The organism is Bradyrhizobium elkanii USDA 76 (assembly GCF_023278185.1).
Taxonomy (GTDB): domain Bacteria; phylum Pseudomonadota; class Alphaproteobacteria; order Rhizobiales; family Xanthobacteraceae; genus Bradyrhizobium; species Bradyrhizobium elkanii.
Genome location: NZ_CP066356.1, coordinates 4,079,451 through 4,102,432, shown reverse-complemented (window position 1 = coordinate 4,102,432; position 22,982 = coordinate 4,079,451). Strand labels below are relative to the sequence as shown.

At 63.3% G+C, this 22,982-nt stretch carries 19 protein-coding genes; 4 read left to right on the top strand and 15 right to left on the bottom strand.

Annotation, left to right across the window (positions count from 1 at the left end):
* Nucleotides 1–157: 157 nt before the first annotated feature.
* The 4 genes from JEY66_RS19860 to JEY66_RS19845 form a co-directional block, all read right to left on the bottom strand.
* On the bottom strand, nucleotides 158–784 hold the full coding sequence (locus tag JEY66_RS19860) for a hypothetical protein (protein ID WP_063710723.1): 627 nt from the start codon (nucleotides 782–784) through the stop codon (nucleotides 158–160).
* Nucleotides 781–1,275 carry a c-type cytochrome gene (locus JEY66_RS19855; RefSeq protein WP_041482889.1) on the bottom strand — a complete coding sequence of 165 codons (495 nt, stop codon included), beginning with the start codon at nucleotides 1,273–1,275 and terminating at the stop codon, nucleotides 781–783. Before JEY66_RS19855 ends, JEY66_RS19860 begins: the two co-directional genes overlap by 4 nt.
* A gap of 120 nt (nucleotides 1,276–1,395) precedes the next feature.
* Nucleotides 1,396–3,168 (bottom strand): PQQ-dependent dehydrogenase, methanol/ethanol family, encoded by a 1,773-nt coding sequence (locus JEY66_RS19850; protein WP_129965109.1) that lies wholly within the window; start codon nucleotides 3,166–3,168, stop codon nucleotides 1,396–1,398.
* Nucleotides 3,169–3,303: 135 nt separating this feature from the next.
* Nucleotides 3,304–3,774 (bottom strand): copper chaperone PCu(A)C, encoded by a 471-nt coding sequence (locus JEY66_RS19845; RefSeq protein WP_129965110.1) that lies wholly within the window; start codon nucleotides 3,772–3,774, stop codon nucleotides 3,304–3,306.
* 127 nt (nucleotides 3,775–3,901) lie between these two features.
* Here JEY66_RS19845 and JEY66_RS19840 point away from each other — a divergent pair, with 127 nt between their 5' ends.
* Nucleotides 3,902–4,897: a phosphotransferase gene (locus JEY66_RS19840; protein WP_080650435.1), complete on the top strand. Its 996-nt coding sequence runs from the start codon at nucleotides 3,902–3,904 to the stop codon at nucleotides 4,895–4,897.
* 45 nt (nucleotides 4,898–4,942) lie between these two features.
* Here JEY66_RS19840 and JEY66_RS19835 read toward each other — a convergent pair whose 3' ends face one another.
* The 3 genes from JEY66_RS19835 to JEY66_RS19825 form a co-directional block, all read right to left on the bottom strand.
* Nucleotides 4,943–5,125 carry a hypothetical protein gene (locus tag JEY66_RS19835; RefSeq protein ID WP_168857061.1) on the bottom strand — a complete coding sequence of 61 codons (183 nt, stop codon included), beginning with the start codon at nucleotides 5,123–5,125 and terminating at the stop codon, nucleotides 4,943–4,945.
* 87 nt (nucleotides 5,126–5,212) lie between these two features.
* A complete protein-coding gene (locus tag JEY66_RS19830; protein WP_018272185.1) occupies nucleotides 5,213–5,668 on the bottom strand; it encodes a cupin domain-containing protein in 456 nt (151 codons plus the stop codon).
* Nucleotides 5,669–5,755: 87 nt separating this feature from the next.
* Nucleotides 5,756–6,313: a zinc metalloprotease gene (locus JEY66_RS19825; protein ID WP_018272186.1), complete on the bottom strand. Its 558-nt coding sequence runs from the start codon at nucleotides 6,311–6,313 to the stop codon at nucleotides 5,756–5,758.
* A gap of 627 nt (nucleotides 6,314–6,940) precedes the next feature.
* Between JEY66_RS19825 and JEY66_RS19820 the strand changes: the two genes are divergently transcribed.
* Entirely contained in the window at nucleotides 6,941–8,782 is a 1,842-nt protein-coding gene (locus JEY66_RS19820; protein WP_063710724.1) for a caspase family protein, read from the top strand.
* Between the two features lie 137 nt (nucleotides 8,783–8,919).
* Here JEY66_RS19820 and JEY66_RS19815 read toward each other — a convergent pair whose 3' ends face one another.
* The 3 genes from JEY66_RS19815 to JEY66_RS19805 all read right to left on the bottom strand — a co-directional run bounded on the left by JEY66_RS19815 (nucleotide 8,920) and on the right by JEY66_RS19805 (nucleotide 13,244).
* Complete coding sequence (locus JEY66_RS19815; protein ID WP_026192908.1) at nucleotides 8,920–9,564, bottom strand: DUF4384 domain-containing protein; 645 nt, start codon at nucleotides 9,562–9,564, stop codon at nucleotides 8,920–8,922.
* Between the two features lie 20 nt (nucleotides 9,565–9,584).
* On the bottom strand, nucleotides 9,585–11,363 hold the full coding sequence (locus JEY66_RS19810) for a caspase family protein (protein WP_018272189.1): 1,779 nt from the start codon (nucleotides 11,361–11,363) through the stop codon (nucleotides 9,585–9,587).
* Between the two features lie 156 nt (nucleotides 11,364–11,519).
* On the bottom strand, nucleotides 11,520–13,244 hold the full coding sequence (locus tag JEY66_RS19805; protein WP_026192910.1) for an NHL repeat-containing protein: 1,725 nt from the start codon (nucleotides 13,242–13,244) through the stop codon (nucleotides 11,520–11,522).
* A gap of 171 nt (nucleotides 13,245–13,415) precedes the next feature.
* Between JEY66_RS19805 and JEY66_RS19800 the strand changes: the two genes are divergently transcribed.
* Both JEY66_RS19800 and JEY66_RS19795 read left to right on the top strand, forming a co-directional pair.
* Nucleotides 13,416–13,697, top strand: coding sequence for a hypothetical protein (locus tag JEY66_RS19800; RefSeq protein WP_018272191.1), 282 nt, complete (start codon nucleotides 13,416–13,418; stop codon nucleotides 13,695–13,697).
* An 88-nt stretch (nucleotides 13,698–13,785) separates the two neighbouring features.
* Nucleotides 13,786–14,766 carry a DUF4424 domain-containing protein gene (locus JEY66_RS19795; RefSeq protein WP_026192911.1) on the top strand — a complete coding sequence of 327 codons (981 nt, stop codon included), beginning with the start codon at nucleotides 13,786–13,788 and terminating at the stop codon, nucleotides 14,764–14,766.
* 8 nt (nucleotides 14,767–14,774) lie between these two features.
* Here JEY66_RS19795 and JEY66_RS19790 read toward each other — a convergent pair whose 3' ends face one another.
* The 5 genes from JEY66_RS19790 to tssL are packed head-to-tail and all read right to left on the bottom strand — an operon-like array spanning nucleotide 14,775 to nucleotide 22,866.
* Nucleotides 14,775–16,580, bottom strand: coding sequence for a serine/threonine-protein kinase (locus JEY66_RS19790; protein WP_018272193.1), 1,806 nt, complete (start codon nucleotides 16,578–16,580; stop codon nucleotides 14,775–14,777).
* On the bottom strand, nucleotides 16,577–17,353 hold the full coding sequence (locus JEY66_RS19785; RefSeq protein ID WP_026192912.1) for a PP2C family protein-serine/threonine phosphatase: 777 nt from the start codon (nucleotides 17,351–17,353) through the stop codon (nucleotides 16,577–16,579). The genes JEY66_RS19790 and JEY66_RS19785 overlap by 4 nt, the downstream gene beginning before the upstream one ends.
* Before the next feature lie 6 nt (nucleotides 17,354–17,359).
* Nucleotides 17,360–18,061, bottom strand: a complete 702-nt coding sequence (gene tagF, locus JEY66_RS19780) for a type VI secretion system-associated protein TagF (protein WP_018272194.1) — start codon at nucleotides 18,059–18,061, stop codon at nucleotides 17,360–17,362.
* Entirely contained in the window at nucleotides 18,058–21,606 is a 3,549-nt protein-coding gene (tssM, locus tag JEY66_RS19775) for a type VI secretion system membrane subunit TssM (RefSeq protein ID WP_018272195.1), read from the bottom strand. Before tssM ends, tagF begins: the two co-directional genes overlap by 4 nt.
* 45 nt (nucleotides 21,607–21,651) lie before the next feature.
* Entirely contained in the window at nucleotides 21,652–22,866 is a 1,215-nt protein-coding gene (tssL, locus tag JEY66_RS19770) for a type VI secretion system protein TssL, long form (protein ID WP_018272196.1), read from the bottom strand.
* Nucleotides 22,867–22,982: the final 116 nt, after the last annotated feature.

Genomic DNA, 22,982 nt, shown 5'->3' with positions numbered 1-22,982 from the left:
GAAGCCTCGGCGTAGCCGGCTGCCGGGCATCCACGTCTTCGCTGCAATCGCGTAAGAAAAGACGTGGATGGCCGGGACAAGCCCGGCCATGACGAAGAGAAAGAGAGTCATTTTAGATCAGTTAGGCAACTGAAATTTGGCTATTTCAGTTTGCAGCTCAAGACCCGGCACGGCGAATCGTGATCCGGGTCTCGTCAGTCATGTCCTTGAGCTCCTTGTTCGGCTCGCGATAGAGATGACGTTCGATCTCGACCGTCCGGCCGTCGATGGTCTTGGTGCATTTCTCGTCGACAAATACGCCGCCGACCTCCTGCTTGTCGGCGCCCGGCTGTGCCTTCGAACAGGTCCAGCCGTCCTCGCCATAGCGCGACCTCGCCTGCAGGCCGAGCAGGAAGGCTTTCTTGCGCAGATAGAGCCGCGCCTTCGGATCGGTCTCGATCATCAGCGCCGCGATCTTGGCGTCCTTGTCGATCATGACGGTCAGGATCGCGGGATGGCCGCCGACCATGGTGCCTTCCCGCCCGCTCTCGCGATCGTACTCGAAGCGGATGCCGCGCAGCTGGTCCGGTCCGGCCTGGCAAGCCTGCCACTGCGCCCAATCAGCCAATCTGTGGGTCTTCTCGCCGACGCAGGTCAGGTTGATGTAGCCCGCGTCCGGCACGCTGCTGATCGCCATTCCGACGCTGATGTCGCGCAGGTCGCCCGCGGTCGCCATCGCCGGCACCGCTGCCGTGACAGTGACAGCGAAGACCAACCCACGGATTGCCGATCTTTGCGTGCTCATGGCTTTGCCTTCTCGCTCTGGCCGGACGGCGCGGCGGCGTGGCCGGCCTCCTTATAGATGTTGCAAACCCGCGAGCCATCGCCGAAGAACGCGATGCATTCATCGTAGGTCGGCTCGCCCTTGCCCTTGACGCGGGCGAGCACGTAGTCGGCGACGGCCTCGATCTCGTTCGGCCGCAGGAACACATTCGCCTCGGGCGGCATGCGGTCCGCGACGTCCTGTCGGGTCATCTCGTAGCATTTCGCGGTGTCGTAGGAGCCGCGCACGAAGAACGGCATGCCGGTGCCCGGCCGGCCGCACGTCACGGTCTCGATGATCTGCTCCCGGGTCAGCTCGGTCTTGCGCAGCGACAGCGCGTCGCCGCCATAGCCGCCGCCGCCATTGCCATGCCATTTGTGGCAGCCGACGCAATTGCCGCGCTTGAACACCGCCTTGCCCGCATCGGTCGGATCGTTCGCCGACTGCGCTTGCGCGGTACCGATAAATCCCATCACCAGCGCGCAGCCGAGCCACGCGCCAATCAGCGATATTTTTTTCATTTGTCTTGTTTCTTGTCTTTCGCGGCCAATCGACGCGGGAGGCCCCGATGAGAGGCCTCCCGCGCTGCGACGTCAAAGGGCGAACACGTAGAGCATCGAGCCCGGCTGCATCCGCTTCAGTTCGGGCGTGGCATCGATGAACCACTTGTCCCAGGCACCGCCGAGGCCGACCAGGATCGCGACATACTGCTTGCCGTCCACCGAGAACGTCATCGGGGGCGCGTTGACGCCGCCGCCGGTGTTGAACTGCCAGAGCTGCTGCAGCGATTTCGCGTCATAGGCGATCACCTCGCCGGACGGCTGTCCGGAGAACACGAGGTCCGGTGTTGCCAGGATGCCGCCGAGGTTCGGGAATTCGGTCTCCGCCTTCCCTGCCACCTTGCCGGTGGTGACGTCGATCGCGGTGACGCTGCCGGTGATCTTGACCGGCTGGCTCGGTCCGCCACCCGTGAAGAACTCGCGCTTCTTCAACTTGTCCGGCGTCGTCTCCTCGACCGTGATCCGGTTGCAGCTCTCGATCACCGGGATATACCAGAGCTTCAGGTTCGGATTATACGCGGTCGGCGGCCAGTTCTTGCCGCCCATGTTGCCGGGGCAGATGTCCGTCACCTTGTTAGTGCGGCTTGGCGTCACCGCCGCGTTGTAGCGCTGCACGCCCTGCTTCGGATCATACTCCACCGGCTTGCCGGATTCGGGGTCGAGACCCTTGGTCCAGGTTACCTTCTTGACGAACGGCAGACCCCAGATGAACTTGCCGCTGTTGCGGTCGATCGCATAGGCAAAGCCGTTGCGGTCGGCCTCGAGCGCGAGCTTCTGCGTCGTGTTGTTCGGACCGGGGACGTCGACCAGCACGTTCTCCGCCACGCTGTCATAGTCGTAGGGATCGTTCGGCGTGTGCTGGTAGTGCCATTTGATCTTGCCGGTGTCGGCATCGAGACCAAGCGAGGAGTCGGTGTAGAGGTTGTCGCCGGGCCGATACTCGTTGTCCCAGTCCGGTCCGGGATTGCCGACGCCCCAGACGATGGTGTTGGTCGAGGGGTCGAAGCTGCCGGTGACCCAGGTCGATCCGCCGCCGCTCGCCTTGGCGTCCTTGTCGTCCTTCCAGGTCTCGTGACCCGCCTCGTCCTTGCCCGGGATGGTGTGGGTGCGCCACACTTCCTTCTGGCTCTTCAGGTCGGTCGCCGCGATCCAGCCGCGAATGCCGTATTCGGCGCCGGCAACGCCCGTAATCGCCATGTCCTTGACGATCAGCGGTGCACCGGTGATCACCTCGCCCTTGTCGGGATCGGCGACCTGGCGCTGCCAGGCAACCTGCCCGGTCTCCTTGTTGGTCGCGATCAGGCGGCCGTCGAGCGTGTGCGAGACGACGAGGTTGCCCCACAATGCGACGCCGCGGTTGTCGACGCCGCAGCAGGCGACCGCGCCGGCCCAGTCATGGTCGGTCTTCGGATCCATCTTCCAGAGCAGCACGCCTTTGCCGCCATGCGCATCGATCTTGTAGACCGAACCCCAGCCGTCGGTAACATACATGAAGCCGTTCTCGACGATCGGCGTCCCCTCCAGGCCGCCATGCGACCAGATTCCGCCGCCCTCGACGCCGCCGAGATGCATGGTCCAGGCGACCTTGAGATTCTTGACGTTGTCCTTGTTGATATCGGCCAGCGACGAGAAGCGCGTCGCCGAATAGTTCTTGTGGTGGTGCAGCCAGTTGCCTGCTTCCTTGTCAGCATTGAGCAGACGGTCCTGGCCGACATCGTCGGCGAGCGCGAAAGAGCCAGCGAAGGTCGCTGCGGATGCTACTGCCGCGGCGAGCATATGCGACTTTACCCAATTCAACCTTGTCATGAGTTCATTTCCTCCGGATCTAGCATTCTTCATTGATCGAACCGCCCGTCACACACGGGCGATCACGCGAGAAGCCTTGAGTCCCGGCGCATGGCTGTGCACCACCCGCCGCCTTCTTGAGTCACTTATGTGAGGTCACTTCTGGACCTGTACCTCCGTCTCGATGGTGCCTGCTTTCTGAAAAACGATCGCGCATTTGAAGGTCTCGCCCGGCGTGAGCGCCTGACGCATCTGCAGCAGCATGACGTGATAACCGTCGCGCTTCAGCTCGAGCATTGCCTTCGCCGGCACTGGTATATTGGATATCGAGCGCATCGCCGGTGCCCCTTCGCCGCGATCCACAGTATGACGCTCGGAAAAATTCGCAACCGGGCAGCGGACACGAAGCAGCGCATCGGCGCTGTCGGCCTCGTTCTTGATCGTCATGGTCAACGGAAGGTCCCCGCCCGCTTTGTCGACCGCCGGCACGCGCGCGTCCACAATCTGCAAGGACTCGTTCGCGGCGGCGTTATGCACCACTCCGAACGTGCTGATCAGGCAGAATAATGGCAACGCGATCGATGATCGGCACGCAACGGCGCAATGCAACCCCCGCTCGAACGACATCAAGTTCTCTCCCAACATGATTTTTGCGGCATTGTTTCACGCTTCGTCGTGCGCTGCCAGCAATAGATCGCGAACGCTGCATCAACGCGATTTCGGCGCGCATGGCGGCCATGCTAACTTCTTGCGCATGAGTGCTCTCGATAAACTTCCGCCGGCAGAGCGCGACGCAGCACATGCCGCACTGCGTCAGGTGATCGGCACCGCAGCGATCGACGCCGTCACATCCGTCTCGGGCGGCGCAACGTCGGCGCAATTGTTCCGGATCGATGCGCACGGCGAGAATTATTTGCTCCGAATCGAAGGAATGCCGAGCCCGCTGCGCAATCCGTTTCAGTATGTGTCGCTCAGGATCGCGGCCGAGGCCGGCGTCGCGCCGCGACTCCATTATGTCGACGAGGCCTCGCGCGTCGCGGTGATGGATTTTGTGCAGCGGCAGCCGCTCGGCCGCTATCCCGGCGGCCTGCCGGCGCTGGCGAAGGCACTCGGCGAATTATTGGCGCGCTTGCAGGCGACGCCGACCTTTCCCGCTTTCGTGCGCTACCCCGACATCGTGGCCCGGTTCTGGGCCCATGTCGGCCGCACCGGCCTGTTCGCGCCCGGCGTGCTTGAGCGCTGCAACGAGCAGCTCGCGCGCATCCGCGCGGCGTATGCCTGGGATGAGGCCAACTCGGTGTCGAGCCACAACGACTCGCTCCCCGCCAACATCCTGTTCGACGGCAACAGGCTCTGGATGATCGACTGGGAGCCCGCCTATCGCACCGATCCGCTGGTCGACCTTGCGATTGTCGGCGACAGCCTGGCGCGTACGCTGGAGCTGGAAAGCATTTTGCATTGTGCCTGGCTCGGCCACCCGCTCGACGAGGCGCTGCGCGCACGGCTCGCACATGTCCGCGCACTCACCCGGCTCTACTACGCCGGCGTGCTGCTCAGCGCATCGGCGACGGCGCCGCGCGCCGCACCCGACACGAGCCTTGCGGCACCGACGCTTGCCGAGCTCGCAGAGGCCACACGCGGCGGCCGGCTCAAGGCCGGCACGCCGGCGGCCAAGCACGTGCTGGGCAAGATGTTCGTCGCCTCGTTCCTGACCGAGGTCGCGACGCCCGGCTTCGATCTTTCGGTCTGATGTTCAACCCGGCGGATCGAACGTCGACGGAAACTGCGGCGCAGCTCACTGCGGCACCGGGTGCAGCCTTGCGAGCTGGTCGAGCGACAATTCGGCCTCGCGATCGCTCAGGGGAAAACGCACAATCACGTCCTGACGCGCCAGCTGGCCCCACAGCGCGTCCGACGACCATTTCTGCGGCTCGGGCCCGCGCGGACCGTCGACCCAGATGAAATACCATTCCGCCATGGACGCGACCAAAGCTCCTCGCCGGAACATTGGTCCTTCGCCGGCCAATCCGCAACGCCCGATTTCGGGCGCACCGCGGCAGGTGGGCTATTCGTACGGCGTGCCGTCCTTGTGCAGGAAGCGGCCGTCGGAGCTCGGGCTCATCATGTCGATGTCGGAGCAGGTGATGACGTCGGCGCGCGAGCGCGAGCCGACCTCGAGATAGGTCGCCGTCATCTGCGACCTGTTGATCAGATGATGCCCGTTGCCGGAGTTTTTCGGAAACGCCGCGCAATCGCCGGCCCGCAGCACCGTCTCGCCGTCGTCTTCCACCAGCACCACTTCGCCCGCCAGCACATAGACGAACTCGTCCTCATCCGAGTGCCAGTGGCGCTGGCTCGACCAGTTGCCGGGCGGCAGCCGCATCAGGTTGACGCCGAAGTCGGCGAGCCCGCCGGCATCACCGAGACGCTGCCGCACCCGCTCGGCGCACGGCGCGGCAAACTCCGCCGGATAGCCGGTCCCCTTGCGTTCCGGCACGTTTGCAAGGTCGATCCTGGGCATGGCGTCTCTCCGGCGGTTGGCGGGCGAACGAGCGATCGGGCTGGCGGTAATCCGTTTCATGGAAGGCGCCAGCAACAGGTTCCGACGTCAGCCGCCAAATCGCTTCACCAGTTTTGAACTTTTGGCCGTGCTGATCTGCTGACCGGTCAAATCGCTTCCCACGCTCAATCCCTTCGTCATCAAGTTGCTGCGCAGGGCGGCCTGCTTCTCATCGGCGTAATCTACGTCGACGTGGTCGAGACTCATCAAATGCCCAAGTTCATGGGCCCACGCGCGTCCGTTGGCAAAGTCATTGCCATACCATTGGACAAAGCTTGCCGGCTCGGGATCGCTATGAAGGTATGAGCCGCCACCGGCCGAGAGATTGACAATCGGATTGACGAGATAGATGTGGACCGCATTGTCGGGAGCATGCCGGAGACTGAGAACATCCAGCACGCGCTGATCATTGTTGCGCGCGCTCTTCGCCATATCGAGCGGTTTGTCTTCCACGTAATCATTGATCACGAACGCGATCTTGGCCTTCGCCCAGATCTTATTGACCACATCCAGTGCCTTCTTGGCGGCCTCGCCACTCCATTTTTGAGGCTCGGCGACACCTTTCTCGGCAAATGAGGTGACATAGATTTTCAGCGGAATAGACATGTGCGTCTCCAACGCTAGAGATTTCAACGACACCTGCGGTGGGCGTCCACACGTCGACGGCCAGTTCCCGAGGACGCAGATTTCGATTCTTTCGGGACTCGCACGTCTCAGCTCGAACGGATCGGCGTTGCTTCCAGATAGACGCAGTTCGCGCTCCTATGGAAGAGGCCCGGGGCTGCGACAAACGGCCGAGACGTACGGGCTGAACCTTGTCGATGCCACCGAGACTAACGACGCGGCCGTCACACCCTGACGATCCGGCACGCGCATCGCTCGAGCATGCGAGTTCAATTCCGAGATCACTATCGAGAGATGGAGCTTCGCTTGGCGAAGCCGCCCGAATGGCGGCACTGCCAGCCATTCCGGCGCTAAAGATAAAAAGCAGCTATTTCAATATCTTACAGGTCATCTGACATTTATTCGGCCGTCCGCCACCGGCCCTACACGCTTCGGTGTATCCTTGAACATTCTCGCTTCCCCAAGCGACAACATCAGGAATGGATTGGACTCAGGATTGTTACTGTACGGAGGAATGCCGGCGCTCGTAACGCTTGACGCAGTGGAGTTTGCGCGCGGCCACCTTCGATAAAGCTCCCGTTGTTTCGAGCCGATTTTTGGACGTTCGCGATGCGCTACACGCTCCTCCGAGTTCTTGTTGTTCTTGCTGCTTCAGTTCTCCTGGCGTCTCAGCCCGCCTGGGCAACGAAGCGGGTGGCTTTGGTGGTCGGAAATTCGAACTATCAAAATGCGCCATTGCTTCCAAATCCTGCCAATGATGCCACCGCTATCGCCGCGACCTTGAAGGGCGCCGGGTTCGATTTGGTGGAGTCTCGGCTGAACCTGACCTCGAGCGACATGCGGCGGGCACTGAGGGATTTCGCCGATCAAGCTCGCGATGCAGACATCGCCATCGTCTACTATGCAGGTCACGGAATCGAGATCGACGGGACGAATTATCTGATTCCGACGGATGCCAGGCTGGAACGCGACACCGATATCTATGACGAGGCCTTCTCGCTCGATCGCGTCCTGCTCGCGATCGAGCCCGCGAAGCAGCTGCGCGTCGTGATCGTTGACGCCTGCCGCAACAATCCATTCGCCGACACGATGAAGCGAACCGTCGCCTCACGCGCGATCAGCCGCGGGCTCGCCCGGGTAGAACCCGCCGTGTCCAACACGCTGATCGCGTTTGCGGCCAAGGCGGGACTGACCGCGCTCGACGGCAACAGCACGAACAGTCCCTACGCGACGGCGCTGGTGAAATATATTGCAAAGCCTGGCCTCGACCTGCGCAGGGCTTTCGGCTTCGTCCGCGATGATGTCCTGCAAGCCACGGGCAACCGGCAGGAGCCCTACGTTTACGGATCGCTGGGCGGTGAGGACGTTGCGCTCGTACCAAAGGCAGAGGAGCCGGCGGCGCCGCCGGCTAACGCTTCGTCGGAGATTCGTCGCGACTACGAATTGGCCCTGCAACTGGGTAACAAGGCCGCCATGAGCGCGTTCCTCGCCCAGCATCCCGACGGCTATTACGCAAATCTGGCCAAGCTTCAGCTCAGTCAGATCGACGCGGAGGACGCGCGCGTTACCGCGACCCGGAAAGCGCAGGAAGCGGAGCAGCAGAAGGCTCGGCTTGCGTCCGAAGGTGCCCAGCGAGCAGAGCAGGAAAAGGCGGCCGCAGATTTCAAGGCTGCGGAGGATGCCCGCATCGCGGCAGAAAGAACGAAGCAGGCGGCGCAGGACCAGGCTGCTGAGGCTGAACGGAAGCGGACCGCATCGCAAACCTCAACGGTCGCCATGCTTTCCGCGAACGGATCCACGCCCGACAGCGCCAAGACGGACAATATCGCAACCGCGACCCCGTCCCAGAATAGCGAGGGCGCGAAGGTGGCCGCCTTGAACACGGCGCCGCCGCAGGAGGATCTTGCCAAATCGGTGCAGAGCGAGTTGAGCCGGGTTGGCTGTTTCACAGGCTCCATCGACGGTGAGTGGAACGCGGCCTCGCGTCGCTCCCTGACCCTGTTCAACCGGCACGCCGGAACCAAACTTGACGTCAAGCTTGCAAGCCTCGATGCGCTCGATGCGATCAAGCTGAAACCGGCCCGGGTTTGCCCGTTGATCTGCGAACACGGCTACAAGACCGATGGCGACCAGTGCCGCAAAATCACCTGCGCCGAAGGCTCGTTCCTGAACGAGGACAACGAATGCGAGAAGCGGCGCGGGAAAAGGCCGGTGGCAAAGCGCAACACGGATGAGCGCCCGTCGCGCGCGGATCGGCCGGTCCGCGATACCTCCGAGCCGCAAGCCGATGTTCCCCGACGACGACAGGCGACTGCAAGGCCCTCGGGCGGCAGCGGCCAGATCGTGTGTGATGCTTATCTATGCCGCCCGGTCCGCCGCGGGTGTCATCTCGATTACCGTGGCGGCGGAGGTCCCGGCGGCGGTACCGGCAATGTCGAGGTCTGCAATTAGGACGGCATGCACGGCGGCTCGAGATCATGTACGGGCCGCCGTCTCCTCCCGCAATCGGCAATGCCGGGGGCAAGGGCGCAGGGCCCTGCACGCAAGACGCCGGACAGCAGCCCGGCCGCAGGAATATTCTCGCTTACCTACTTGATGGAGTATGATTTGATGTCGAACGACCAATTGTTCGGCAACAGTCTTCCGCCGCCGCCCTCCGGTATCCGCAGCTGACTGGTCCAATCCGACAGGTAGCTCAACGTGTCGGCCGGCCCCTGAAGCTTGCGCTGAATGTCTGGCAAATCGAGCAATTGCACACGTCGCTCGCTCAGGATCGCAACGATCACAGCGGACCCGGCCGGCGGCGCGACGACATATTCAAATCCACGCTGCTGAGCCGCCGGGGTCGGAACAATGAATTGGACGCCAGGCTTCACAAGATTCATGTCGGGTCCGACCGACTGCGCCAATAGCTCGGCAGTCGGAAAGATCTGGCTCATCCGCCCTTCCGCATCCACATCCACCAGCATCAGATAGCCGGGCTTCCGGGCGGTTACGCCGAATGACACCTTGCCGCCAATGTTGACAGTTGGACCCGGCAGGATCTCAAGCGTCACGCCGGCAGCATTTGCCGGGCCGCGCGGGGCCTGTACGTGCCAGAGCAAGGAAACGTTCGTCGCTGCAGATGGAAATGCCGATGGCGGCGGCGCCGCGCACGCGACCCCACTTCCCGCCAGCAACGGTACGAGCGCGAGCCAGGATTGCTTCCGGGAAAACAGTTTCGCTGGCGACATGACTGGCTGTCACAGCTTTGTCAGGGAACGCTGAAAAAGCCGATTGACGCGATCCGCGCGTCAGCCGGCAGATAGCGCTCCAGACTCTTGATCACCTGCCCCGAGGCACGACGCCGGTTGAGCTGCATCAGGACCGTCTCCAGATCGACCATCCGCTGCTGCGAGGTCACCGCAACGATCTGCTCGGCACCGAACGGCTCGCCCACCCGGAGAGGCAGCCGCAGATTTGCCGATCGAGCCAGCGCGGCATCGGACCCCACCGGATACAGCATTTGGATAGTTCCATCGCCGGACACGTTGAACAGCAGCACCGCCCGTGAACCGACGTCGGACAATTCGACCTCGACGGTCTGTCCGCTGCGCTGCTGTCGATCATCCGGCCAGATACGCATCAGCTGCGGCGACTTCGTCGCCATGCGCTTCAGCTCCCGGATTGCCGCGGTTCGGTTGACAACTGTCGTCAAGCCGCCAACGTCAACGCCATAGGCCACGACGTCGCCCCAGGCAATCACGTCATGGGATACGGGATCCCAGATCAGGTCGGGATTATCAGTCGGTTGAACGGCCTGCACGCTGGCGTCCTGTGGCTTGACGCTGGTGAAATAGTTCATCTTGCCGTCAAGCGCCGCCAGGCGGATCGGCGTGGTGAGGCGGAACGGCGGCAGTGCGGCACTGGGCGCGGCCGGGGCGGTCGCAGCGGCACTGGTTGGAGCAGTTTGCGACTTGGCCGTAACGGCCGGTGGCGCAGGGATCTGTTTCTCGGCGGACACGACGTTGGCAACCTGGCCGGAGGCAGCTCTCGCGGCCGTCCCCTGGATCAGCACCACGCCGCGCGTCAATTCGAAGGCGACCTCGGTTTCCGGCGTCTGTGCCGGCGACGATACCGTCACGATGTTCTGGCGCTGGTCGGACAGCTGATAGACCACCTGCCGGACATTGCTGAAAAGCTCCTTCAAAGTCACCTTGCCATCATGATTGATGTCCGCGTTGCCCTCCACGGCGCGCGCGACGGCATAACTCAGGGCGCCGCGCAGGCCATCGATCCCGGGAATCCGCACTTCCGGAGCCTTGGTGTGCCGATCGACCGCGGCGATGAACGCGGTGTGGTCGAGATCGAGTTCGGACTTCGGGTCGTCGCTGCTCGACACCGGCTTCAATTCATCGACCAGCAGCGTGTAGCGCGGCACCTGTCGAAAGCTCATCTCAGCCGCACGCGGATCGATATCGCGCACCATTCCGCCGCCATGGCAGGTATCCGCGACGAAGATCACCCTTGCGCCGCGCAATTCGAACTGCCGGATGAAATGGTTGAATTCGCTTCCCAGAATACGCTCGACCGACCCGGCTGGCGTGGTCGCGAATTCGGGCAGCAGGAACACGTTCTCCATTCCGTCCGGTTCGGAGCCTTTGATCCGCTCCGGCTCCTGCGTGCCGTGGCCCGCGATCGACAGGAAGACGAGATCGTTGTTCTTTGTCCGCTCCACCAGTGAGCTGATCTCGCGCAGCACGCTCGCCCTGTCGGCCTGTGCATTGGTCAGCTCGACCACATCGCTGACGCCCATGGTCCTCAAGCTCGACACGATGTCATTGGCGTCGGCGACCGCGCCCTTCAACTTGCGCACATGCTGGTAGTCGTCGATCCCGATGACGAGCGCCCGGAGAGCCGCACCGTCAGGATTGCTTATCGACAGCTCACCCGCCGCATGCGCGCGCTGGAGTGGCAGGCCGATCAACGCAGCGAGCAGGATGGCGGCACACAGCCAACCGGTCCTTCGATCAAAGCCCTTGAACGTTCGCATCGCGATCCACCTCGATATCAAGCAGGTCCGCCCTGGAACCGCACGGCAAGGCAGAGCGGCAGGAATGCCGTCCGGACCTCCGGAAACCAGCGCGCAGGCGGTGATCCATGTTCATCTGTAGCCTTGTTCATCTGTAGTCTTGGCAAGACCTCAGGTTCAGCGCCGTTTATTCGCCGTCTTGCGGCCTGTCGGCGCCTCGGTCTCCTGATAGGCGTTCGCGGAAACGGTCGTCTGATCGTCTGCGAACGCGCGAAAGCGGACCGGAACGTAGCCGCGCGCGAGCAGGCTTGCGAGCGGATAGACGTTGCGGCAGACCCGACCGTTGCAGCCACCGGTCGAGGATTCCATGACCTCGGCCTTGCGATCCGGGGTGAACCGCAGGAACAACATCACGTGGGAACCCGGTTTGTTCAGGGCATCACCAGGCTTGAGGTCCCAGGGGTTGGTCACGGGCGCGGCGATCGCGGGGATGGCGGCGGTCGTGTAGTGGACGGAAAGCCCCCACGCGGCGCTGACGAATGCCGAACAGTCGACACCGGCCACATCCGGCCGTGGCTCGTTGCGGGTGCAGACATTGCCCGCCAGCGTCCCGCTGTCGATCCGCTGCCGGAAATTCGCGAGCGAACCGTGGCAGCCCCAGCAATAGGGCACGCCTCGCACTTCCTGGTTTACCTTGCCCTGCAGATACCACGGCCGGCGAATACGGCTGAAACCGGAGCATTGGCTGTCGGGATCGCTGCCGTAGTTGGCCGGTGTCAGCTTCCACTGAATGCCCTCAAACGCGAAGGCGGTCTCGATCGCCTGCTGACGATTGGACGGCCGCACGGCGGCGGTCGCATTGAACTTGATATCCGGCCGCGCCGCCGCCGGCGCGGCCGCCGTGCGCGACGGCCTGACGTCAATGACGGACACCTTCCCCAGGGGGCGGAAGCCGACACCGACCACCTCGACACCATCCGGCTTGGTGCGCAGAAAATAGACATCGCCGTCGCCCGAGACGGTGACGAACCGCCGGGTCACGGGCGTGTTCTCCAGCGGCAGCTCGTAGATCCCCTCAAGCCGTCCGTTCGCGGCATAGCGTGCGACGAAGGTGGAGGCATTCTTGCCCGACGGAGGAATGTCCTCGGCCAGCACGTAGAAGCGGTCGCTGTTGTCGATCTCGAGAAACTCCACGGTGCCGAGCTGGTTGCGGACCCGCAGGCCGAGCTGACCGATGGTCTCGTTGGAGACCATGGTCTGGATTTCGACCCGAACCCCGGCATTGCCCTTGTCGGGAATGATATCGGCGATCACCGATCCCTTGCTGCGCGAGGCGATATATTGCCGGTCGGGCTGTCGCGTGGTCCTCACGATGGCCGCGCGAGTATCCTGATCCAGCAAGTCGGTCGGGCTGCTCAGCGCCTGGGAGCCCATCTGCGCGAAGGCCGAAATGGCGACCTGGTCGTCGGTTCCGCGGGATGAGACTTCCTCCAGCTGGATCACGTCTCCGCCCAGCCCGCGGGTGGACTGGCCTGGTGCCGCCTTCAGCATCCGTACGCCGCCGTCCCAAACCATGATGTCGTCGTTATGGACGACGAGGTCGGTGGGCTGCACATCGCCGGGCATCTTCAGGATGTCAGGAGCCGTGTTCGGTTGTTTGGGGTCGAACTGCAGAATGCGGCCATTGATTTGATCGAGCACAAACAGGTTTCCCTGCCCGTCAGCGCTGAGCGCTTGCGGGCCCGCGAGTTCGACGTCCTGGCTGGCCGCGACGATCCCCACCATGGATGCAGCCGAACCGCCGGCAAAGCTTCGCACGACCGCATCGTCGGCCCTAGCCCCGGTGGCAGCTATGGCCGCGCCGACGATAGAGAGCCAGATCCAGCTAGATCGACGAAGCATATCCGCCTCAATGTAACCGAACCGAATGCGGCGTCAGTCCGACTAATCCAAGACTGCCTAATCCAAGACTGCACGAGTGCAGCGTCAATTAGTGGCGAGCAACCCCGATCCCGTTCAACTCTTTCACTGGACGGTGATAGTCCGAACTCCTTCAGCTTGCAGTGCAAAATCATGGCCCGAAACAGATTTGAGCAAGTCAGCGAAATCCAGCCCGACGCGATTACGCTGGTTTTGAGACGCGACAATGCCGGCGCCTCCGGGTCAATCGTGTTGCCGGCCGCCGCAAGCGGGGGACGCCTGAGCAGCGACCAGGTCAGCGCCGATCTGCCGGCCCAGGATGCCTTTCGCGGCGCAATCCGTCTCGCCAATGACATGAAGCTCGCGATCGTGGTTTGCGACCCCGATGGCGTCTGGAAGCCGGAATGGGGCGACCTTTACCAGGCGATCGATTGACCCACACCGACACACGCTGCGGCGCCGCATGGAGGCCGGCATGGCAAATGGAGCGTTAAGCGGGCTGTCGTTGAGGTCGCGAGCCTTGATGATCGTTCTGTTGGCCGCAACCGGCTGGCCTGCGCGGGCGAACGATTCGGCGGCAGAATTGTCCATCGGCGGGCTGCAATTCGTCCGCACCAAGGACGTGGCCATGGCGAGCGAGGAGCTTCGAATCGGGCTGGACCGGGTCAGCGTTCGCTACCAATTCGTCAACCAGACGAGCAAGCCGGTTGCGCTCACCGTTGCCTTTCCGCTGCCCGACATCGATTTGTCCGAAGCCGAGAACATTGCGTTTCCATCGAGCGATCCAGTCAACTTCGTCGCGTTCGAAACCAGGATCGACGGCAACGCGGTGCCGCTGACCATCGACCAGCGCGCCATGGTCGGCAACAAGGACGTCACCGCCCTCCTCCGTCAGTTCAAACTGCCTTTGCTGCCGCTCGGTGATCGGGAGATCCGGGTCGCCGACCTGCCGGCGACAACCCGCACGAAGCTGATCGATGATGGCCTTCTGATGCCTGCCGGCATGAGCGACAACGGTCGCCAGCAATATACGCCCGGCTGGATAACCAAGACGTCCGCCGTTCGCGAGCAGGTGTTTCCAGCGGCGCGTACCGTCACCGTCGAACATCAATATCGCCCGAGCGTCGGCTCCAGCCCTGACACGGTCCTGCGCTCGGGCCTGCGTCGCAGCGCAGCGCTAGGTCCGGAAGTCGAGCGGTACCGGAGAGACTATTGCGTTACGGACGCGTTCCTTGCCGAATTGGACAAGCGCACAGGTGACAGCCAGGCCAATACCGCAAAGCTGCAGGAGCGGCGCATTTCCTACGTGCTCAAGACGGGCGCGAACTGGGCGGGACCAATCCGGTCCTTCACGTTGACGATCGATCCGGGCGGCGACGACCGTCTGGTCAGTTTTTGTCCGGGGCATCTCAAGCCGTCATCTGCCGACAACGCGCGGCAGTTCACGGCGAGCGACTTCAAGCCGGATGCCGACCTGAAGATCCTGATGATCGGCAGATTCTGAACGGCGGCTCAATTGGTGAGCATCACATACCGTCCAGCCGCGGTGATGGTGACGTTGCCGCGTTGAGCTTCGCTCGTCGCCTGCAGGAAGAATGTGTCGGCAGCCATCGGTCGCGGCTGGCGCAATGAATCCAGGACCCGCGGGGCTGCGACGGCCAACAGGAGTTGCGGACCGGTCGTACGCTCCATCGGCAGGGCAAAGGAAAGCGAGTCGACGCCCGGCTTCAGGAGATAGGACAGGCTGCGCACCTCGCCGCGATCCGAGACCATGAGCAGTTCCACCACCCGGTTGGCAAAATTCTCGACGGTCCCATTGAGGGTCTCGCCGGCCTTCAGCTCCGTCGCCGACAGGTTGATGCGGGGCGCACGCGCTTGATCGCTTCCGACCTGACTGAGGAATTTGACGGCCGGACATTGTGCCTGATTCACCTGCCTGACGCCGACCGACGCCTCAAATCCCTGCTCCTTTCGAAACGCCTTGTCGAAGGTATCGAACGGGGCGGTCGAAGCGCCGAAGCCTTCAATGACGGCTGCACTTGAGCTCACGGCAACAGGCAGGATGAAGAAGCAGTCGCCGCCCGCATATTGGGCAACATATTTGCGGATGCGCTCGGCTCGACCCGGCCCGTCGGGGGACGGAGACGGCGTCAACGTCGGCTGAGACGGCAGCTTCACCGGCTCCTGACGTGCTGGCGGTGGCGGAGCAGGCTCGCTCGGCGGCGTGGATGTCCCGGCGAGTTTCGGAGGTGGCGGCAAAGCCGCCAAGCCCGATGTCCTCCAGACAAATTTATAGAAGGTGTACCCACCGCCGCCCAGCAGAAGCAGCAACCCCGCGACGCAGGCGCCGAGCCAGATGCGGCGGGAGTCCCGCGTGGTCGATGGCGCCCGCTCCTGCGGCGCAGATGCACCAGCCTGAGAATTCGCCAATGGATCGAAGCCGTAGAGCGGTGCTGCGGACGGCTGTGCCGAACCCGTCGGCGTCCAGTTGGCGACCTCCGCCATGGTCGGGCGCAAGGCCGGGTCCGGCTGCAGCATCCTCTCGAGAAGCGGCCTGATGCGCATGTCGACTGCGCCGAGATCGGGCACGCGCCGACGCTTCTCGACCAGTTGAAACTGGCTCCCGCCCATATCGAGCTTCTGTCCGGTCAGGGCATGGAACAGCACGAGACCAAAGCTGTAGACGTCGGATTTCGCGGTGACATCGTTGCCGTACAGGCCGACCTGTTCCGGCGACGCGTAATTGTCCTTGCCGGCGAAGCCGGAACCGATGATGGTCTTGTCGCCCATCTGCGTTGACCGGGCGATCCCAAAGTCGATGATCTTCGCCCGCCTTACATCGTCGAGCGGCACGATAATGTTGTCGGGGGAGACATCGCGATGGATAATGCCGTGCTCGTGAGCGGCCTGAAGGCCCGATGCGACCCGCCGCATCAATTTGATCAGCGCCTCGAAGGTCAGCGGCCCATCGTCGAGCATGTTCGACAGCGAGCGCCCGTTGACAAACTCCATCGCCAGATACGGGCGCTGCAGTGCGGGTTCGACCGTGAACAGGAAGTAGCGAACGATTGCTTCGTGCGGAAGATTGTGAAGTGCGGCTGCCTCCCGCCGGAACAGCACAAGCGCCGCCTCGTTGTCGACCATGTCGGGAAGCAGCATCTTGACCGCAACGGGCGATCCGGTCTGGATCTCGCGGCATCGATAGACCTCCCCCATGCCGCCTGCCCCGATCATCGCCTCGATCTCGTAGATGCCGTTGAGCCGGGTGCCGGCCGGCACACCGCGGTAGGATGACCGAAACGGATCGTTCGCGCTCATGGTCGCGGCTCCGGATCGAGCGGCGTCCTCGTGGGCTCCGAGGATCGTGGCGCGAGCAACCGCACGATCACGATCGTGACGTTGTCGAGCCCGCCGCGATCAAGCGCGAGCGCGAGCATGTCGTCGCAGGCTGTCTGGGCAAGGCGAGTGGCCGCGTGCTGCTCGATCTCGTCGTCCCGCACGTGTCGGGTCAAGCCGTCGCTGCAAATCACGAAGATGTCTTCCGGCTCGGCCGGACCGGTCACCACCTCGAGCTCGGGATCGGCGACGACACCAACAGCCCGGGTGATGGCATTGCTCGGCCAGTCCTGGACCTCTTCGCGCGATAGCGCGCCATCGGCGATCAGTTCCTCCAACTCGCTATGATCGTGCGACACCTGTGTGATGCCGTGGCGGTTGATCAGGTACACCCGGCTGTCACCCGCCCAGATGCAGGCATAATGGCCGTCGCGTACCAGCAGGACTGCCGTTGTGGTCCCGACAATGGCACCCTGCCTTTCATGGCTGAGTGCCAGGATCTGCTGGTTGGCGCTGAACAGACGCGCCTCGCATTGCGCCAACAGGTCCGCCGCGGAGTCCGGCGCGCCGATCGCATCAAGCGACTCCACCACGATGCGGCTGGCAAGATCGCCCGCCTCGTGGCCGCCCATACCGTCGGCGACGGCCCACAGGCCGACGTCGGTTCTTACCAGGTATGAATCCTCATTCCGGGCCCGCACCCGTCCGGCGTGAGTGACGCTACCGACATCGAACAAGGAGGGGACGTGTGCCATCGCGCGTCATCCCGTCCCGGATACTTCGCGGCCAACGTCGCCGGTCAGCAACGTGGAATAGCGAAACGGATCCGGCAATCCGCGGCAACAAAGTGCGATCGGCGAGAACCCTTCGCCTCCGGCGGTCCACCAGAAGCTAGCCGCGGCATAGACTTGAGGGTTGGCGCCGCAGAGCGTGCCGAACGACTCGGCAAACCCATCGACCGTCGAAACCATTCCCAGCGTCGCGTCGCCCAGCGGCACGACCGGCGGTCCATCAGTCCCCGGCGTCCGCAGACGCGGAAGCGCGAGACGATCCAGTGCATCGGAGATCTGCTCGAACGTCGCAGCCCGGTCCAGGGTCGAGAGCAGAAACGTCTCCACTTGCCCATACCACTCGTCCTGCGGGTCGATGTGCGGCGGCGGCAGCGCGGCGTCACCATCCGGCACCGCATGCAGCGTCAACGGATAGTATCGCCCCACACCGTCAAGCGAGGGCATGATCGCTCCTGCGACGGTGGTGCCGCAGATCGCGGCGCCAAGCCAGAATCGCCAAATCGGCGCAGTCAGGAATGCTTCCTGCCAGCCGGCGCCGAGTTGATGGCGGCTCGCGGAGATGGCAGCTTGCACCCACGGCTCCCAGACTTCCAGGAAGTTACGCGGCGTCGCGATCGCGATGAAATCACGCTTCGCGCCGATCTTGCCGAATAAGCCGCATCGCATGGTCATATTCCGGTCGGGCAACGAAACTCGCGGAGCACTGACAGGTTGAGTGGATTGCGCAACGATCCGGTCGAAATCTGATAGTTGAGCTCACGTCCGGCAACAATGAAAGTTGCGCTGGCGGATTCCGCCTTGGCGACCAGCGAGCCGGCCTCCAGCATTCGGAACAATGACCAGGGGCCGATGCGCTCGAGCACGGATGGCGAGCCGGTCTCGTTACTGACCGAAATTGCCGTCCGCGGCGACGGACCGGGCCAGAGCACCGTTGTCGGTGAATTACTCTGCGGCGGCGGCGGAGGAGCGGCTTGCGGCGCACCAAACATGGAGGGAGTTGGGGCTGGTCCTGGTGTGGTTGGACTCGTGATCGTCGTGCCGCCGATCTCGGTCTTGACTGTGATGCCCGGTCCGGCCGCAGCCGGCGGCCGAATTGCAAAGGACACCGCCGGCACACCACCGCCAGTTTGGAAGAAGGCATCGCGGATATAGGCGGCGTTCTGGAACTGCTTCAATGTGTCGGGCGAGAACGATCGGCCGACGGGGCTCTCCTTCCGCCAGACCCATTCGGACCGCGACGTATCCGCATAAGGCGCCAGGAATTGAGTGAAGAACTTGTCCATGATGCCGTTCGGGCTGAACAGCTTGGCGAAATCCGCAAGGGGGACTTCCTGACCACTGCCCCGCACGAACGGATAGCGGTTGGTCACCGTCTGCTGACAGACCGGCGTGACCTGATCGCGCAACGACTGCAGGATCTGACCGGCCGTGGAGGCGGCGATGCTGCCTTCGAACTCCGCGGCCGCCGCCCGCAGCATATCGGAAAATGGTGGCGGCATACGCGAGGCATTGTTGCGCAGCGCTGCAACCTGGGTCTGAAGCCCCGCCGTTGCTTGCGCCGTCAGTTGCGGATTCTCGACCATCAGCGTCAGATTCTGCGCGATGTCGTTCAGGTTTGCGATCGTCGAGTCGATCGGCCGGCGGGTGCTCTCCCCTTCAAGGACTGCATGGTAGGGTTTGAACTGCGACTCGATCGCCGCGCCAGGCGTACCATCCTGGGCATTGTTGAACAGCGCTGGCGTGGTCACCGCGGGCGGCGCGGCTGGCGTGCCGGCGCTCGCCGGCTTCGGGCGTTCCTTGGTCAGCATCGTCTCATCGCGCACCGACTCCAGGATTTGCCGCATCGGCGAGGTCGGTGCCGAGAGCGCTCTCAGCACTTCGTATTTCGGCTTGTCCGCGAGCAATTTCTTCAGACGCAGACTGCCGAGCGCAGTCCGCCACGTCGTCACGAACTCATTGGAGTAGATGCTGAGCAGATCGCCAGCCAGGTTGTCATACTGCTGGTCGATTGCCGACTGCTGGCCGGCGTCACCCAAGACCCAGCGCTCGCGCTTCATGCGCTCCGACAATCCGGGCAGTCGAGCGATGAACTTCTGATTGAAGCCGTTGTAGGTGAAGAACTCGGGCACCCGCACATTGTCCAAGGGCTGCCCATTTGTGGTTTCGAAGACAACTGCCACGTCCGGACCGCCTCGGCGGCTGGCGATCCAGTCGCCGGCGGTCGATCCACGAGCCTCCGACTTCAGGAACTCGTAGGCGCGTTGCGACACGCTGAGGCGCGCCAATGAATTCTGGGCCTGCTTGATCAGCCGGCCGTCAAGCTCGACCAGCGGCGGCTGTTCGGTTTCGAGGTCGAACATGGCGACGAGATTTTCATCGAGCAGACGCCGCCCTTCCGCGTTGGTCGCGCCGGGATAGAGGTTGTCCGCCCAGTCGCGCTGCATCCAGGAACGGATGAGCTCGCGGTCCGGGGATTGCAGGCCGCCGAGCATCAGGTAGACCTTCAGCGCCTCATAGACGAAGGCAGGCTCGTTGATGCGCGCATTGAGCTGCTCTTCCAGGCGGTACAGCAAGCGAGGCCTGAACATGCGCTCAAGCGCGGTGTGATAGGCCGCCTTCGCGGGCGACAACAGGCGCGCGTGCTGACTGAGCCCGTAGCGCGCCGAAAGTGCTACCGGCTCATTCCGCGAGGCATAGCCGGCCGGGGCATTCCGCAGCCGATAGAGCAGCGGCAGCACCTTGTCGAGATCGTGATCGGCAATCAGCGTTTGCTTGATGAGCGGCGCGCCGGCGGCCGCATACTCGTTGTCCGCCTGCAGGCTCTGCTCAATCAGCTCGGAGTTGCGCTTGTAGCTGGTCAGCCACGCACCGATCAGCCCGATCGCCACCAAACCGATCACCGACAGCGCCGCGGTCTTGAGGATCAGAGCGCGGCGAACCGCAGCACGATCGGTCGAGACCCAGTCGGCCTCGCCGATGATGACCTTCGAAATCAAATCGGCGAGGAAATAGCTCTTGCCGGTTCCGGAGTACGATCCGGCGCCGACCTCCTCCGCGCCGAACGTGCGCGCCAACGATCCGATCAATTGATCGATCGGCGTACCCTGCTGGGTGCCCGACGTGAAATAGAACCCACGCAGATTGGCGTTCACGTGATACCGCGTCGGCTCGAAAATCTGGTTGAGGAAATCGTGGATTTGCGGCTTGAGCCGCGCCATCTGCGCCGGAAAGCCGAACAACTGCACCCGGTGCTGCGGCGTCGGCTCGTCCTGCAGACGATCGAGCGTTTCCTCGCTCAGACGTTCCAGCAGGCGATCGAACTCGACCGGGACCTGTCCCACCAGATTCTGGGTCTTGTCGGCGGTCTGGAACGTGGCGCCCCAGACCTGGCGCCGGCCGGCCTCGCTAAGATAGGCAAAATATTCGGTGAAACCGGCAACCAGATCGGCCTTGGTGAACAGCGCGTAGACCGGGAAGCTCACTTTCAGCCTTTGATGCAGCTCGAGGAGCCGCATCCTGATGGCATCGGCATGAAGCGCGAGTTCCTGCTTCGGCAGCGTCAGCACGTCCTCCAGACTGATCGCGACGAGAACGCCGTTGATCGGCTGGCGCGACCGATTCTTTTTCAGGATGTCCAGAAAGGACAGCCAGCTTTCCTTGTCGGCCTTGCTGTTTGAATCCTGGGTTGTGTAGCGACCGGCGGTATCGATCAGCACCGCCTCCTCGGTAAACCACCAATCACAGTAGCGAGTCCCGCCGACCCCGGCGATCGCCGCCGGCGTCGCCCCGCGCGCGAGCGGAAACTTGAGCCCCGAATTGACCAGCGCGGTGGTCTTTCCCGCACCGGGCGGGCCGATGATGACGTACCAGGGCAGATCGTAGAGATAACCGGACTTGTTGCCGCTCGCGGTCTTGAGTGTCGCGAGCGCATCCTTCATGCGCTCCTTGAGCACCGGCTCGTCGCTGACAGCCTGGTCCGCACCGCTGACGCCGTCGGCGATCTCTTTGGCATTCTTGCGTCGCTTGAAGAAATGAAGGCCGGTGATGCCTGCGGCCGCGGCGCCGAGCAGCAGGATCGCGATCTGGCGAACGATGTGATTTTCCAACGGATGCCAGTCGCCGAAAGCAACGAAGGGACCGGCAAGGTAGATCACCGCCCCAAGCGAGCTGAACCCGACTCCATAGAGAACGATGCGTAGAATGTCCTTGGCGAGCATATTGACCGGTACCTGTCGCTTATCGCGTGAGCTTCTGGCGTCCGCCTATTCGCTGCGTTCGATGAAGATTTCGACCCGACGGTTCTTGGCACGCCCCTCGGGCGTCGAATTGCTGGCAATCGGTGAATCAGATCCCTTGCCGTCGACATCGATGCGCGAACCATCGGCCAGGCTGGGCTTCAGCGCGGCGGCAACCGCCTTGGCGCGCTCGACCGACAGTTCGAAGTTCGAGGGGAAACGCACGGTGCGGATCGGCGAGCTGTCGGTATGGCCAACCACCCGGATTCGGCCCGGCTCCTTGTCGAGCGTCGCCGCAACGCGGGCCGCGATCGGCTTGAAACCATCCAGGATGGTTGCCTGGCCCGAGGCAAACAATGCGAGATCGCAGACCCTGATCACGATGAAGCTCGCCGTCTGATCCGCGGTCATGGCGCAGGCCGTCTTCTCCTGTGCAAGTGCGTTGCGAATGCGCTGCAGCTGCGTGATGCGGTCCGGGGGTGGCGGCGGAGGCGGTGGTGGCGGCGGCGCAACGACGCGGCGCTTGAGCTCGATCGGATCGCCGGGATGCAGTGCCAGCGCAACTTGCGCAGCATTCTCTGCACGGCCAGCCAGCAACGTCCGCAGAACGAAATAGGATCCGGTCAGCAGCGCGGCGACCACGGCCGCCACCAGCCAAACGGGGATACGCAAGTGCTTCCGCCGACCGGCCAAGGCCTGGCCGCGCCAGTGCGGCGACAAATCGTTGGTCGGCTTGGGCCGAACCCGGCGCAGCGTTTCATAGAGGTTGCGCTGGATCACCTGGAGGTTCGCAAGCCCGCCCGGCGACGTCCGGTGAATGCCCTGGAATCCGAGCGCAAGGCAGGCGTGCTGAAGCTCGAGCACTGGATAGTTGACGAGCGGATCGGTCTTCAAATGGTCGAGAATCTCGAAGAAGCGTACGCCGCCCACGCGCTCGCCGAAGAACCGGCTGAGCATCGAGTATTGGGCCCAAACGTGTCGATCGTCGGTCGGTATGTGCTGCACAATATCGTCGGCGGTAGCGCACAGGATATACTTCGCGGTATTGGCCTGGTGCTCGGAAATGCCGGCCGAGCGGATATCCTTCTCGAAGAACTTGATGGCGTCGGCGACCTGCTCCATCAGGCTCGCGAATGACGCCCGCATCAGCGCGACGCGCAGCCGGCCAAGCAATTGCAGCAAAGGGCCACCGGCGCGCATCACCGGATTGGCGTTTGGTGCAACCAGATCGTCGACACGCAACGGTGGTCCGGGCGGCAGGATCGGTTGCGGCGCCTGAGCCGGCGCCGGTGTCGAAATCCATTCCTCTGACGGCTGGCTGGTCGGCAGGTTGGCGTAGCTTGCGCTCTGCGGTACGG